4 protein-coding genes are annotated in these 15,714 nt (G+C 72.1%); 2 read left to right on the plus strand and 2 right to left on the minus strand.

The window, feature by feature from the left end; translation table 11 throughout:
- Positions 1–27: 27 nt before the first annotated feature.
- The gene (locus AB0N76_RS23435; RefSeq protein WP_363559908.1) at positions 28–10,170 is read left to right on the plus strand and encodes a hypothetical protein; all 10,143 of its coding nucleotides are present in this window, start codon (positions 28–30) and stop codon (positions 10,168–10,170) included.
- A gap of 258 nt (positions 10,171–10,428) precedes the next feature.
- Here the strand turns inward: AB0N76_RS23435 and AB0N76_RS23440 are convergent, their stop codons facing one another.
- The gene (locus AB0N76_RS23440) at positions 10,429–15,126 is read right to left on the minus strand and encodes an FG-GAP-like repeat-containing protein (protein WP_363559910.1); all 4,698 of its coding nucleotides are present in this window, start codon (positions 15,124–15,126) and stop codon (positions 10,429–10,431) included.
- Here AB0N76_RS23440 and AB0N76_RS23445 point away from each other — a divergent pair.
- Positions 15,116–15,286, plus strand: a complete 171-nt coding sequence (locus AB0N76_RS23445) for a hypothetical protein (RefSeq protein WP_363559912.1) — start codon at positions 15,116–15,118, stop codon at positions 15,284–15,286. The genes AB0N76_RS23440 and AB0N76_RS23445 overlap by 11 nt on opposite strands.
- A gap of 162 nt (positions 15,287–15,448) precedes the next feature.
- Here AB0N76_RS23445 and AB0N76_RS23450 read toward each other — a convergent pair whose 3' ends face one another.
- Positions 15,449–15,709, minus strand: coding sequence for a hypothetical protein (locus tag AB0N76_RS23450; RefSeq protein ID WP_363559914.1), 261 nt, complete (start codon positions 15,707–15,709; stop codon positions 15,449–15,451).
- Positions 15,710–15,714 lie beyond the last annotated feature (5 nt).

Consider the following 15,714-nt stretch of genomic DNA (forward strand, 5'->3'; position numbering starts at 1 on the left):
CGAGTCCCGAAGCTCGGCTTCCGACGAGTGCTCGTCGTCCTGCTCACCTCGATGCTGTCCGTCGCGGGACTGCTGATGCCCGTGACCTCGGCTTACGCCGACCGCAACGGCCTGACGTGCCGTTACAAGGGCACGCTGCAGGGCGGGATGGTGATGACCGGGAACGGGCTGCTCTTCAACAACGGCAGGGCCCCGGCCAACGTCGACAACATCACGGGCCAGCCGACCTCCTACTCCTACACCACGCGCGACGACTCCTCGCGCGCCGACCTGGTGCTGCCCGCCGACGCGACGGTGGTCAAGGCGATGGCGTACGTGTACGGCAGCCAGTACTACGCGCCGGGCAGTCCGTACTACTCCTCTCCCGACACGTTCCAGATGCGGACCCCGGCGGCCGGGTACCAGCGGCTGACCGCGGACGGCTGGGACAACGTGCTGTACAACAACGGCACCTACGGCAACAACCACCAGGCGTACCGGGACGTCACGGACCTGGTGAGGGCGGGCGGGTCCGGCAGTTACGGGATCGGCGACACGCCGTTCTACCAGAACTACGGCAGCCGCGGCTTCGGCGGCTGGGCACTGGCGGTGGTCTACTCCTCGCCGAGTGCAACGATGACCCAGGTCGCGCTGTGCGACCAGTGGGCGCGGATGAACGGCACCGCGGTCACCAACACCTTCGACCTGGGGACCACGCCCTACTCGGGGGCGGCGTTGAAGCGGGCGTCGGTGTTCGCGACGGCCACCTACGGCGATGTGAACTACGGCGACTCGATCAAGGTCAACGGGAACCGGGTCTCGGACGCGCTCAACCCGGCGACGGACTGGGGGAACGGCACCTGCTCCCAGTACGGCAGTGACATCCCCGGACGCAGCCCGAACTACGGGACGGGGTGGGGAAACGCGGGGATGCCGTGTCCGGACATGGACGTCGACACCATCGACATCACCCGGATCGCGCCCACGGGGCGGACGTTCAGCGTCGTGCAGGGCCGGGAGGGCTCGATCGAGGAGATCGGCTACGGCGTGGTCGGCTTCATGTTCGAGTCGCAGCCGTCGCCGAGGCTGGACCTGGCCAAGACCGGTGAGCTCGACGACACCGACGGCGACGGCAAGGCCAATCCGGGCGAGACGGTCTCCTACGGCTACACCGTCTCCAACACCGGCAACACGACCGTCGACGGCATCGTCGTCGCGGACGATCACATCCCCGCCCCCTCGGCCGTGGTCTGCGACCGGACGCGCCTGACGGTGGGCGAGAGCACCTCGTGCACGGCGACCTACACGGTGACCGAGGCGGACGCCAAGGCCGGCAGCATCACCAACACGGCCGTCGCCAGGGGCCAGGACCCCGCGGGCACCGCGGTGGCGAGCCCCGAGCGCCAGGTGACGATCCCCGCCGGTCCCGCCCCGGTGAAGGTGGCCCTGGAGAAGGTCGTCACCAAGGCCCCCACCCCGGTGTCCGGCAGCCCCGGCAGCTACGAGACGACCTACGAACTGAGGGTCGCCAACGCGGGACCGGCCGCCACGTACGACCTGCGCGACACCCTGAGGTACGGCTCCGGGGTGAACATCACCTCCGCCTCGGTGGCCAACACCGCCCCCGGCGGGCTGACGCCCGTGGCCGGCTGGGACGGGCGCGGCCAGGTCGCGATCGCCAACGGTCAGCCGATCGGGGCCGGCACCGAGGGCGCCCCCGCCTCGCACGTCTGGCAGGCCACCGTCCGCTTCACCGTGGACGCCGCACGGGCCACCGCCGCCTCCACCGACTGCGCCCTGGACAGCGCGGAGTCCGGCACCGGCACCCTGAACGAGGCCACCGTCACCTCGGACGGCAGCAGCTCGACCAAGTCCGCGTGTTCCGCGGTCGCGGCGATCACCAGCGCCAAGACCCTGGTGTCGGCCGCACCGACGAGCGGCGGGCAATGGGAGGCGGTCTACGACATCACCGTCACCAACAAGGGCGCGGCCCCCGGCACCTACACCCTCGACGACCGCGCCCGGTTCGGCGCGGGTATCGACGTCGTGTCGGCCGCCGTGACCGCCGCGCCCGCCGGGGTCACCACCGATGCCGCCTGGGACGCGCGGGGCAACGCCCGGATCGTCACCGACCAGGCCCTCGGCGCCGACACCACCCACACGTACCGGGTGACGATCGTCGCCCGGGTGCCCGCGAACCCGGCCGACCCGAAGTCCACCGACTGCACCCTGGACGCGGGCGAGTCCGGCACCGGCCTGCTGAACGAGGCCACCACCACGGTGGACGGGCGCCAGGAGAAGAAGACCGCCTGCGCGTCGACGTCGAACGTGTCGATGAGCAAGCGGATCTCCCAGCAGCCGACCCCGGTGGCGGGCAGCCCCGGCGTGTACGAGATCAAGTGGGACCTCACCGTCGCCAACTCCGGCTCCGCCCCGACCGCCTACCAACTGGTCAACGACACCACCAAGTTCGGCACCGGTATCACCACCGTCTCCGCCGCCGTGACCAACACGGCTCCGGGCGGCCTGGCCGTCAACGCCGGCTGGAACGGCACCACCGACACCAAGGTCTCGGACAGCCAGACCATCGCCGGCTCCGCCACCCACGTCTACACCGCCACCGTCCGCTACCGGATCGACCGGGCGAGCGCCACCACGCAGTCCACCGACTGCAGCCTGGACGCGGGCGAGTCCGGCACCGGCCTGCTGAACACGGCGAGCGTCACCACCGACGGCCGTACCTCCACCGACACCACCTGCGCCGGGGTCCCGCTGATCCGGACCACCAAGACGGTCGTCAGCTCCACCCCCAACGGTGACGGCACCGTCTCCGTGGTCTACCGGATCGACGTCGCCAACACCGGCGGCGGCGACGGCTCCTACGACCTCGACGACAAGCTGACCTTCGGCGCCGGCATCACCGTCGCCTCCGCCAGGGTCGTCAACACCGCCCCCGGCACCCTGAACGTCGACGGTACCTGGAACGGCCAGGACCGGACCCGCGTCAGCACCGCCCAGGGCATCGCCGCGGCCACCACCCACAGCTACACCCTCACCGCCACCGCCAGGGTCCCCGGCGCCGCCACCGACCCGAGGACCACCGACTGCGTCGACGACCCGGGCGAGAACGGCGCCACGGGCCTGTCCAACACCGCGACCACCACCGTGGCCGGTGACAGCGGGACCACCCGGGCCTGCACCGAGGTCCCCAGCGTCACCATCGCCAAGGCGTTCACCCAGCCGCCCACCCCGGTGGCCGGCCGGCCCGGCGTGTACGAGGTCCGCTACGACCTCACCGTCACCAACACCGGCGCCGGAGCGGGCTCCTACGCCCTGTCCGACACCCTCAAGTACGGCACCGGCCTCACCGTCACCTCCGCCACCGCCGCCAACACCGCCCCCGGCGGCCTCAGCGGCCGCGGCGACTGGAACGGCCTCACGCAGTCCCAGGTGAGCGCGGCCCAGAGCATCGCCGCCCGCTCCACCCACGTGTGGTCGGCCACCGTCCGGTTCCGGCTCGACACCGCCACCGCGACCGCCGCCTCCACCGACTGCACCCTGGACGCGGGCGAGAGCGGAACCGGCACGCTCAACGAAGCCGGCGTCACCGTCAACGGCGGCACCACCACCGCCGGCGCCTGCGCGCCGGTCCCGCTGATCAGGACCGCCAAGACGGCGCTGGACCTCAAGCCGAACGGTGACCGGACCTGGACCCAGACCTACCGGATCGACGTGGTCAACAGCGGCGCGGGGGACGGCAGGTACACCCTCGACGACCGTTTCCGGTTCGGCGCCGGGATCACCGTCGTCCCCACCCCGGCCATCGCCACCACCGCCACCGGGGTGACGCCCTCGTCGACCTGGAACGGGCAGGGCGACGCCCGGGTGGTCACCGACCAGGCCCTCGCGGCCGGCGGCACGCACAGCTACACCGTCACCGTGCAGGTCACCCTCCCGGCGGGCGGCAGCGCCGACCCGGCGAGCACCGACTGCACCTTCGACGCGGGCGAGAACGGCACGGGCCTGACCAACGAGTCGACGACCACGGTGGCGGGCGACAGCCGGACCAGCACCGCCTGCAACCGCACCCCCAGCGTGACGACCACCAAGACCGTCGCCGGCGGCCCCGTCCCGGTGGCCGGACAGGCCGACACCTTCGACATCGTCTACGACATCGACGTGAAGAACACCGGGGCCGGAGACGCCCCCTACGACCTGGCGGACAGGCTCCACTACGGCACCGGCGTCACCGTCGTGTCGGCCAAGGTCCTCCCGCCGGCCGCGTACGAGAACGACATCTTCGACTGGAACGGTCTGGACCGGACCGTCATCAAGTCCGGCGCCTCCCTGCCCGGCTCCGGCGAGCACCTGTGGCAGATCAGTGTCCGGTACCGGCTCGACCGCACCACCCTGACCTCCGCCTCCGGGGACTGCGACCTGGACGCGGGCGAATCGGGCACCGGAACCCTGAACGAGGCCACCACGAACGTCAACGGCGAGAGCAGCACGCACACCGCGTGCACACCGGTCGGCGCGGTCCGCGTGGTCAAGACCGCGGACCCCGCCAACCCGCTGCCGGGCGGCAGGGTCACCTACACGATCACCGCCACCAACACCGCCGCCACGGACGCCACCGGCTACCGGATCGGTGACGACCTGACCGGTGTGCTCGGCTCGGCCACCTACGACAACGACGCCACGGCGAAGGACGGCAACGGGAACACCGTCACCCCCGCACCGGTCTACAACCGGCCGAACCTGTCCTGGACCGGCACCGTCCCGGCCGGCGGCACCATCAGGATCGGCTACACGGTCACGGTGCTGGACCCCGTCCCGGCGGGAGCGACCACCATGAAGAACGCAGTCACCACCAGCGACCCCGACCAGTGCCCGCCCGGATCCACCGACCCGTCCTGCTCCACCACCGTGCCCCTGCCGCGCCTGGAGCTGACCAAGACGGCGACGCCCGATCCCGCCAAGGTCGGTGACACGGTCACCTGGACCGTCACCGCGCGCAACACCGGTGACGCCGACCACCCGAGCGCCACCGTCACCGACGACCTCACCGGCGTCCTGACCGGCGCCGACTACAACAACGACGCCACCGCCAGGGACGGCGGCGGGGGCACCCTGAACGCCCCCTCCTACACCGCGCCCAGGATCACCTGGACCGGACCGATCGCCAAGGGCCAGCGCGTGGTGATCACCTACACCGTCAAGGCCACCGGCACCACCGGCGCCACCCTGAGGAACCACGTCGAGGCCCCCGGCTCGGACTGCCCGCCGGGCAACACCGAGCCCAGGTGCAACCCCGAGGTCCCGCTCGCGAAGCTGCAGGTCGCCAAGACCGTCACCCCCGCGAACCCCAAGCCCGGCGACACCGTCACCTACACCGTCACGGCCACCAACAGCGGCGCGGCCGCCTATCCGGACGCCACCCTCGACGACGACCTGACCGGCGTGCTGAAGGGAGCCGACTACACCGGCGGGGCGACCGCGAAGGACGGCAACGGCAACACGCTGAACCCGCCGTCCTACGCCCGCCCGTTGCTCAGCTGGAACGGCACGGTGCCCGCCGGCGGCGGCGTGGTCGTCAGCTACCGGGTGAAGGTCAAGAACCCGGTGCCGGCCGACGGCACCACGCTGCGGAACGCCGTCACCACCAACGTGCCCGGCGTCTGCCCGCCCGGCTCCACCGACCCCGCCTGCTCCACCACCGTGCCACTGCCCCGCCTGGACGTCAGGAAGTCCGCGAGCCCGCAGGGCACCGCCCCGCTGAACGTGGGTGACAAGGTCACCTACACCGTCGTCGTCACCAACACCGGCCCCGGCGACTACCGCGACGCCACCGTCGACGACGACCTCGCCAAGGTCCTCAACGGCGCCGACGGCATCGGAGGGGCGGCCACCTACAACAACGACGCCACCGCCAAGGACGGCAACGGCACCCCGCTCGGCGCCCCCACCGTGGCCGGCAGCACCCTCAGCTGGACCGGCCCGGTCCCGACCGGTGCCACGGTCACCCTCAGCTACAGCGTCACCGTCGCCAGGGCCGGCGCCACCCTGGCCAACCAGGTCACCTCCGACGGGTCCAACTGCGCCCCGCCGGATCCCGGCGACCCGGCCTGCCGCACCGTCGTCCCGACCCCGTCGGTCAAGGTCGCCAAGACCGCCGCCCCGGCGAACCCCAAGCCCGGGGACACCGTCACCTACACCGTCACCGCCACCAACACCGGCACCGGCCCCTACCCCGGAGTCACCCTCACCGACGACCTGACCGGCGTCCTCAAGGGCGCCGACTACACCGGGCCCGCCACCGCGGCCGACGGCAACGGCAACCCGCTCACCCCGCCCGCCTACAACGCGCCCACGCTCAGCTGGACCGGTGACATCGCGGCCGGTGCCACCGTGGTCGTCGGCTACCGGGTGAAGGTCAAGAACCCGGTGCCGGCCGACGGCACCACGCTGCGGAACGCCGTCACCACCAACGTGCCCGGCGTCTGCCCGCCCGGCTCCACCGACCCCGCCTGCACCGCCGTCACCCCCCTGCCCCGGCTGGAGATCGACAAGAGCGCCGCGCCCAACCCGGCCGCGATCGGCGACACCGTCACCTACACCGTCACCGTCCGCAACACCGGAACCGCCGACTACCCGGGCGCCGTCGTCGACGACGACCTGACCGGCGTCCTCGGGGCCGCCGACTACCGCGACGACGCCGTCGCCACCGACGACGAGGGCGCCGTCCTCGCCGCACCGGTCTACACCGCACCCCGGCTGAGCTGGACCGGCACGGTCGCCAAGGGCGGAACGGTGACCCTCCGGTACAGCGTCAGAGTCACCGGCGCCACCAGCCTGACCGCCGTCAACAAGGTCACCGCGGACGGCTCCACCTGCCTGCCGCCGAGCCCGACCGACCCGGCCTGCTCCACCACCGTCACCGTCAAGCACCTCACCGTCCGCAAGTCCTCCGACACCCGGGAGACCAGCCCCGGGGGCAAGGTCACCTACACCGTGACCGTCACCAACGACGGCAGCGCCCCCTACCCGGGCGCCTCGTTCTCCGACGACCTGTCCGAGGTCATCGACGACGCGGTGTACGGGAACGACGCCACCGCCTCCACCGGCCGCGTGAGCTACACCGCCCCGAAGCTCTCCTGGACCGGCGACCTGGCCGTCGGCGCCACGGCGACCATCACCTACTCGGCCACCGTCAGCCAGCGGCCCAGCGGCGACAAGCAGCTGCTCAACACCGTCGTCGCCCCGGACTCCAGCTGCCCGCCCGGATCCACCGACCCGGCCTGCTCCACCACCGTCACCGTGCGGCACCTGGACGTGCGCAAGACCTCCGACCGGACCTCGGCCAAACCCGGCGACAAGATCACCTACACCGTCACCGTCACCAACGACGGCCGGAGCGACATCCCCGACGCCTCCTTCTCCGACGACCTGTCGAAGGTGGTCGACGACGCCGGCTTCAACGACGACGTCACCGCCTCGACGGGCAGCGTGAGCTACACCGCGCCGACGCTCTCCTGGACCGGCGCGCTCAAGGTGGGAGAGAAGGCCACCGTCACCTACAGCGTGACGGTGAACAACCCGCCGGCCGGCGACAAGCAACTGGTCAACGCCGTCGTCGCCCCGGACTCCACCTGCCCGCCCGGCTCCACCGACCCGGCCTGCTCCACCACCGTCCCGATCCAGAACCTGGAGGTGCGGAAGACCGCCGACCGGACCGGCATCAAGGCGGGAGAGAAGATCACCTACACCGTCACCGTCACCAACAAGGGAACCGCCGCCTACCCCGGGGCCTCCTTCTCCGACGACCTGACGAAGGTGCTGGACGACGCCACCTACGGCAACGACGCCACGGCCACCACCGGCCGTGCCTCGTACACGGCGCCGATCCTGTCCTGGACGGGTGACCTGGCCGTCGGAGCATCGGCGACCGTCACCTACTCGGTGACGGTGAACAACCCGATCACCGGTGACAGCAGCCTCGTCAACGCCGTCGTCTCCCCCGACTCGAACTGCCCGCCCGGTTCCACGAACCGCGACTGCTCCAGCACCGTCTCCGTCAAACACCTGACGGTACGGAAGAGCGCCGACACGAACGTCGCCCGCCCCGGCGACCGGATCACCTACACCGTCACCGTCGCCAACGACGGCCAGGTCGACTACCCGGGCGCCTCGTTCTCCGACGACCTCATGAAGGTCCTCGACGACGCCGGCTACGACGACGACGCGACCGCCACCGTCGGCACCGCCTCCTACCTCGCGCCGAACCTGGTGTGGACCGGAGACCTGTCCGTCGGGGCGACCGCGACCATCACCTACTCGGTGACCGTCAACAACCCGCCGGGCGTCGACAAGCAGCTGCTCAACACCGTCGTGGCGCCGGACTCCAACTGCCCGCCGGACTCCACCGACCCCACCTGCCGCACGGTGGTCGCCGTCAAGCACCTGGTCGTCCGGAAGACGTCCGACCGGGCGTCGGTCAAGCCCGGTGAGAAGCTGACGTACACGGTCACGGTCACCAACGACGGCACCGCCGACTACCCGGGCGCCTCGTTCTCCGACGACCTCACGAAGGTCCTCGACGACGCCGGCTACGACGACGACGCGATCGCCACGGCGGGCCGGGTGAGCTACACCGCGCCCGCCCTCTCCTGGACCGGCGACCTGGCCATCGGCGCCACAGCGACCATCACCTACACCGTCACGGTCGACACCCCGGCCCGCGGCGACGCCAGGCTCACCAACACCGTGGTCGCGCCCGACTCCAACTGCCGGCCCGGCGCCACCGACCCCGCCTGTTCCACCGTGGTGCCGACCCGCGACATCAGGATCACCAAGACCGCCTCACCCGCCCCGGCCAAGCCCGGCGGCAAGGTCACCTACACCATCACGGTCGCCAACCTGACCGACGGCCCGGCTGCCGGGGTCACCTTCACCGACGACCTGACGACCGTCCTCGATGACGCGACCTACGGCAACGACGCCACGGCCACCACCGGCGCCGCGACCTACACGGCACCGAACCTCTCCTGGACCGGCGACCTGGCCGGCCGCGCAACCGCGACCGTCTCCTACTCGGTGACGGTGAACGACCCGCCCAGCGGTGACGGCAAGCTCGCCAACACCGTGGTCGGCCCGGACGGCAACTGTCCGCCCGGCGCCACCGACCCGGTCTGCTCCACCGTGGTGCCGGTCCAGCACCTGACGGTACGGAAGACCGCCGACAAGACCTCGGCCAGGCCCGGCGACAAGGTCACCTACACCGTCACCGTCACCAACGACAGCCAGGCCGACTACCCGGGCGCCTCGTTCTCCGACGACCTGACGAAGGTGCTGGACGACGCCGCGTTCGGCAACGACGCCTCCGCCATGACCGGAACGGTGGCCTACGACGCCCCGAACCTCTCCTGGAAGGGAGGCCTCAAGCCCGGCGAGAGGTCCGTGATCACCTACAGCGTCACCGTCAACGACCCGCTGAGCGGAGACCGGGCACTGGACAACACGGTTGTCGCACCGGACTCCAACTGCCCCGTCCCCATGCCGGCCCTCGCACGCCCCCGGGCCCGGCGGGCGACGGACCCGAACTGCACCACGCACCTGACCGTCCTGCACCTGACGGTGGTCAAGAAGGCCGACAGGACCTACGCCGAGGCCGGGGAACGTGTCGGCTACACCGTCACCGTCATCAATGACGGCACCGCCGACCACCCCACCGCCGGCTTCACCGACAACCTGAGCGGCGTGCTGGCCGGTGCCGACTACAACGACGACGCCGGTGCCACCAGCGGGAAGGTGTCCTACACCGCACCCGAGCTGACCTGGACCGGCAGCCTCGCCGTCGGCGAGCAGGCGCAGGTGACCTACACCGTCACCGTCAAGCCGTCCGCCACCGGCAAGCTCATCAACGTGGTCACCGCCCGCGACAGCAACTGCCCGCCCGACTCCACCGACCCGGCCTGCCACACGGAGACCACACCCGGTACTACTCCGAGCCCGACGCCCACTCCGAGCCCGACGCCCAGCCCGAGCCCGACGCCCGGTCCGACTCCGGGCCCGGCGCCACTGCCGCACACCGGCACCGGCCCCTTGGCCGAGGAACTCGCCGCACTCGCCGCGCTGCTGCTCCTCCTGGGTGTCGGTACCCGACTCGCCGTCCGGGGACGGGGGCGCCGATGACAGGTGGCGCCACACAAGCACCTCCGTTCCAGTGGTCGTCGCAACACCCCAGCTCAGGGGATGCGATGGACTTCAAGATCCGGGAGAGTCGGACGGCTCAGGGGCCGACGAAGCTGCCGCGTGAGCGGGAGGCATACTCCCAGCTCATGCGGCAGGGCGTGGGCACCAAGGAAGCGTGCCGGGGCCGCGCCGCCCGGTCGCGGGGGGCTGGGGGCGACCGGGCGGGGCGGGGGTCAGGGCGGGGCGGTCAGGGGGCGGTCACCAGAGGCCCGGCGGGGTTTCCCAGCCGGGGAGGTTGCCGGTGAAGGTGCCGTCGGGGCGGCCGGGGACGACGGCGAGGCTGAAGCGGGTGTCGCCGAAGTCGTACATGAAGGTCAGGTCCGCGCGGTTGTCGCCGTCGTACTTTCCTCCGGTGAGGGTGAGGGCGTTCCAGTTCCAGTTGCCGGCCGGGATGTCCCAGCCGCCGGCGAAGCCGTTGACGGTGCCGTCGGAGCGGCCGGTGAAGGTGAAGAAGCGGACGCGGCCGTCCGGGTAGCTGTAGACCGCGCCGATGTCGGCGTAGCCGTCGCCGTTGAAGTCGCCGGCGGCGTACTTGGCGCGGCCGGGCCACCAGTCGTTCTGGGCTCCGGTCCAGGCGACGGACGCGCCGTTGAACCCGCCGTCGGGCCGGGCGCGGAAGGTCCACAGCCGGGCGTTGCCGTTGCCGTAGTCGTACACGGCGGTGATGTCGGTGCGGCCGTCCTTGTCGAAGTCGCCGGCCAGCAGGGTGGAGGCGGCCGCGCACCAGTTGCCGGGGCCGGAGCGGTAGCTCGCGAGTTCGGTGGCGAAGCCGCCGCTGGTCTGGCCGAACAGGGTGAACAGGCCGGAGTCGCAGTTGCCGTAGTCGTACAGGAAGGCGATGTCGTCGCGGTGGTCGCCGTTGAAGTCGCCGGTGACGGGCTTGATCGCGTTCCAGTCCCAGTTGCCGGGCGGCACGTCGCGGCCCAGCCGTTCCTCGAAGGAGCCGTCCGGGCGGGAGAGCCAGGTGAAGATCCGCACCCGGCCGTCGCCGTAGCCGTAGACGGCGGCCAGGTCGTCCCGGCCGTCGCCGTCGAAGTCGCCCGCCAGGTACTTGGCGCTGCCGTGGCACCACCAGCCGCCGGGCCAGCTCTTGCGCTCGACCGGGTTGCCGGGCTTGCCGTCCGGGCCGGTGGTGAAGGTCCAGATGCCCATGGCGCAGGTGCCGTAGTCGATGAAGGTCGCGACGTCGTCCCGGCCATCGCCGTTGAAGTCGCCCGCCACGTTGGTGCGGGCCATCGGGCGTTCGTCCCCGCCGTGGTAGTCCGTCGAGCCGCCGGCGATGCCGTTCCAGCGGATGTAGCCGCCGGTGAAGGAGGAGCGGCGGCCGGCGGCGACGGTGAACTCGTCGCTCGTCGGGAATCCCAGGTAGCCGTTCTCCCAGCCGAGTTCGGACCAGCGGCGGCGGATGTCGCCGTGCACCTCGTGGGCTCCGGTGTCGGGGCTCCAGTAGATGGAGAGGTACGGCTCGGTGCCGCCGGTGGGCAGGACGAAGTGGTTGTAGCGCCCGGCCTTCACCGGGGTGGGCGTCTCGTCGGTGGTCGGGAAGCCGATCACGTTGTGCCCGCCGAGGGCGAGGTAGCGCTGGTAGATCGCCCCGTGCAGCTCGTGGGTGCCGGCCGTGCCGGTGAAGGTGATCGCCCCGGGCAGCGCGCCCGGCTGGCCCGGGACGCCGGCGAAGGTGGAGATCCAGGAGGTGCCGAGGCCGCCGATGTTCAGCTCGTCCGAGGTCGGGTAGCCCAGGAAGCTCTTCTCCCAGCCGAGTTCGGCCCACTTGTTGCGGATGTTGCCGTTGACGAAGTGGGCTCCGGTGTCGGGTGACCAGTAGATCGAGCCGGCCGAGCTCCCCTCCGCCGCGCCGGACCGGAAGTGCACGTAGCGGCCGATCCCGTCGGGGGTGCCGGTGGTGCCGGTGACCGGGTTGCGCAGGGGGCCGTCCGGGCCGCCGAGTTCGAGGTACTTGTCGAGGATCGGCCCGCACACGTTCAGACCGGAGAACGCCCGGCAGTCGCCCCACAGGCTGGCGCTGTCGGTGAGCGGCACGGCCGCTCCGAAGCCGCTGCCGGTGCCCGTGCCCGTCCCCGGGTACAGGTACATGTGCTTGTCCGCGCCGCGCGCCCACAGGTCCGGCTTCCCGTCGCCGGTGAGGTCCCCGCCGCTGCCCAGCGACGGCCGCGCGGCGGCCGTGAAGGTGCCCGCGACGGTGGTGGCGGGGCCGAGCACCAGGGTGGTGCCCGCCGTGGTGAGCGCGTACTGGGTGATGCCGCCCGTGGTCGCGTTGCGCGCCCACACCTCCGGCCGGCCGTCGCCGGTCAGGTCGCCGGGCGTGCTGAGGGTGGTGCCGGCGAAGCCCGAGCCCAGCAGCACCGGGTCGCGGCCCGCCGCGTCCAGGGTCGCCGAGCCGTCACCCTGGTAGAGCCACAGCTGCCCGCCGGAGAGCACCAGCAGGTCGGGGTAGCCGAGGCCGAGGCCGGTGTCGTCGCCGGTGGCGTTGTCGATCGCCAGCAGGTCCGTGGCGGCGGCGATCCGGGCGCGGTTGGCGTCGTCGCGCACCAGCATCCGCTGGTAGCCCGAGCACTCCTTGTCCACGCAGACGCGTCCGTCGCCGAGCCCGGGGTGCAGGTACACCTCCACCGCCCCGGTGGTCGGGTCGGTGCGGCGGACGAGCGCGTCGGCGTAGCCGTCGCCGTTCCAGTCGCCCCGGCTGGTCACGAGGTTGCCCTTCCAGGCGGTGGCGTTGCCGGGGAGGGTGTCGGTGTACTGCGAGGCGCGGACGGGCGTGCCGAGCCCGCCGTTGCCGTTGCCCGGGTAGAAGAGGAGCCGGCCGTCGGGGTCGGCGGTGAGGACGTCCACCTTGCCGTCGCCGTTCAGGTCACCCGGCGCGTCGACGGTGCCGCTGCCGTTCGCCCAGAAGTCGTAGGTCGCGACGTCGGAGTAGTTGCCCGCCCGGTCCTTGCTGCGGACGGACAGGGTGTGCGGGCCCGGGTTCGGGATCCGCAGGCTGATGCTGCGGTCGCAGCCGGCGCACGGGGCGTCGACCGGCCGGTGGTCGGGGGCCCACTCGGTCCAGTACTCGTACCGGGCGACGTCGCCCACCCCGTTGGCCGTGAGGGCGAACGTGCCGGTGCCGCGGGCCTTCCCGGTCTTCGCCGGGTCGGGGACGTAGTCGCCGGAGGTCACCGTCGGCGGCTTGGACGGGCGGGAGCGGTCGATGGTGAACCGGCAGGTCGGCGACCAGCCGGACCACGCGGCGTCGTCGAAGGCCACCACGTCCCAGCTGTAGTCGCCGGTGGGCAGGTCCTGCGTCCGCACCTCCAGCGTGCCGACGTTGCCGGCCGAGACGGCGACCATCCCGGCGTCCTTCACCGGGCCGCCGGTGGGGTACAGCCGAAAGTACAGCTTGACGGTGCCGCCGTCGCGGTCCTGGCCCCGGGCACGCAGCCGGACCGCCGGGGCGTCGCCGAGGACGACCGAGCCGTCGCAGCTGGTCCCGGGGTCGGTGGAGAGCCAGTCCGGCGTCTCCGGCGGGTAGTTCGCCTCGGTGGAGAGGATGGCGCTGGACGCCTGGAACTTCGTCCAGGAGTAGGCGGTGCTCTCGTCGTCCGCCCGCAGGCCGAGCGACCAGGCGTACCAGTGGTTGCCGGCGGCGAGCCGGGCCGGGCCGGTGGTGTCCCATTCGACGTCGCCCGCCGGGCAGCTCGCGCCGCCGCCCGCGCCGGTCTTCGCGGTGGACACCGGATAGCCCCACCAGCCGCCGGAGTTGGACCAGTTGGTGGACGGGCTGATCTTGGGGGTGTCGTACAGCGTGATCGGCTTGGAGGTGCAGGACCAGCTGTGCGTGGCGCGCAGCCGGAAGGTCGACCTGATGATGCCGGCGTCCCACAGGTTCGTGGTGTCCAGCTCGAAGAACGAGCGGGCGGTGCCGTTGGTGTCGGTCTCGTGGCCGACCCGGGCGACCGTGGTGTAGCTGTTGCCGTCGCCCTCGTTGAAGCCCGCGCCGTTCCAGTAGCCGGTGTTGGGCGTGGTCTTGTAGGCCGTCGTCCAGTTCTGCAGCCGACCCGGGAAGGTCGGGTCGATCACGACCGGGAAGACCGTGTCCGGTGCGGTGAGCAGCGACTGGTCGGGGGTGATGGTCAGCTTGGCGTCCGCGCCGGTGCCGGTGCCGGTGCCGGTGCCGGAGAGCGTGGCCGCCATCGGGCGGGTCCGGCGGGGCGCGTCCGACGGCGCGTCCGGCGTTTCCGCTCCCGGTGCCGCCGGTGCGGCCTCGGGCGCGGCGGGCGGCTTCGCTTCGGCATCCGCCCGGGAGTCCCACATGAGCGGCTGGGAGCCGGTGAAGAACTCCTTGCCGGCGGGGTCGGTGGCCCGCAGGGTGCCGTCGGTCTCGGTCCGCACGCTGACGCCGGTGCCCTTGGTCGTGAACGTCAGCTTCCCGAGCTTCGGGTTGCGGGCCGCTTCGGCGGTCTTGACGACCAGGACCTCGGAGAACTCCTCGGCCTGCGCGGTGACGACCAGGTCCACGCCGGGGAGGACGTCCGGGTACGTCGCCACCGGTCCGCTGAGCGTCGGCACGGGCAGCGGGACGTCCCAGGAGAACGCCAGGGCGCGTCCCTGGCGGTTGAGTTCGGCGAGCGCCTGACCCGGTCTGCCGCCGGAGAAGGTCATGCCGAGCGGGGTGGCGACGGGCCGGACACTGCCGTCCGGGGCGAACCGCAGCGTCGGGTCGATCGCGGTCCACTTGCCGTCGACCTTCACCCGCTGCGGCTGGAAGGCCTGTTCGACGGTGAACGTGCCCGAGGGGTTGGCGAACACCTGGGTGTACTCGGTCCGCGCGGAGCCGACTTCGATCCGGTGGCCGGTGCGTCTGGCCTCGGCGGCGGCCTCGGCGCGGGTGGCCTTCACCTCCGGGTCCTCGGACGCCCCGGAGGCGGCCGGCCCGGCTGTCGACGTCGGGTTCGGCGCCGCGTTCGGCGCCGGCGCGGCGGCGGCCGTGGACGGCGGGACGGACACGATGGCCATCGCCACGGCTGCGGCGGCCGCCGCGAGCGGCCTCCACCGTTGACGCATTCGCTCCTTGCGCGGGGCACGGGCCTCGGTCACAGCGACCTCCCAGGTGCGGACGATGCGCGCCCGGGTCCCCGCGCGCGACCGCGTGAAGAGTCCTGGGCGCTGCGGGAGTTCGGAGACTAGCGCGTACGGGTCCATGACAATGATGTGACGAGCGTCACACCAGTGGACCGCCCGCGCGCCCCCCGGGCTCCACCGCGGCCGCCGGGCCGCCCGGATGCACCATCGAGCCCCATTCGTCCGCGGGCAAGTGCTGCGGAACGCGCCGTTCGTGCCGCTCCGGGTGCGACGTCCCGGACATCCCCAAATCGACGGGGAACGGTGTGACGCGGACCACAGAAGCGTCCGGCCCGCCGAACGCGCCGACGGTGACGCCCGATTGACGCAGCGCGACGCCCGTTGAGAATTGACGGTGCATCACTG

Source organism: Kitasatospora sp. NPDC093806 (assembly GCF_040683335.1).
GTDB lineage: Bacteria > Actinomycetota > Actinomycetes > Streptomycetales > Streptomycetaceae > Kitasatospora.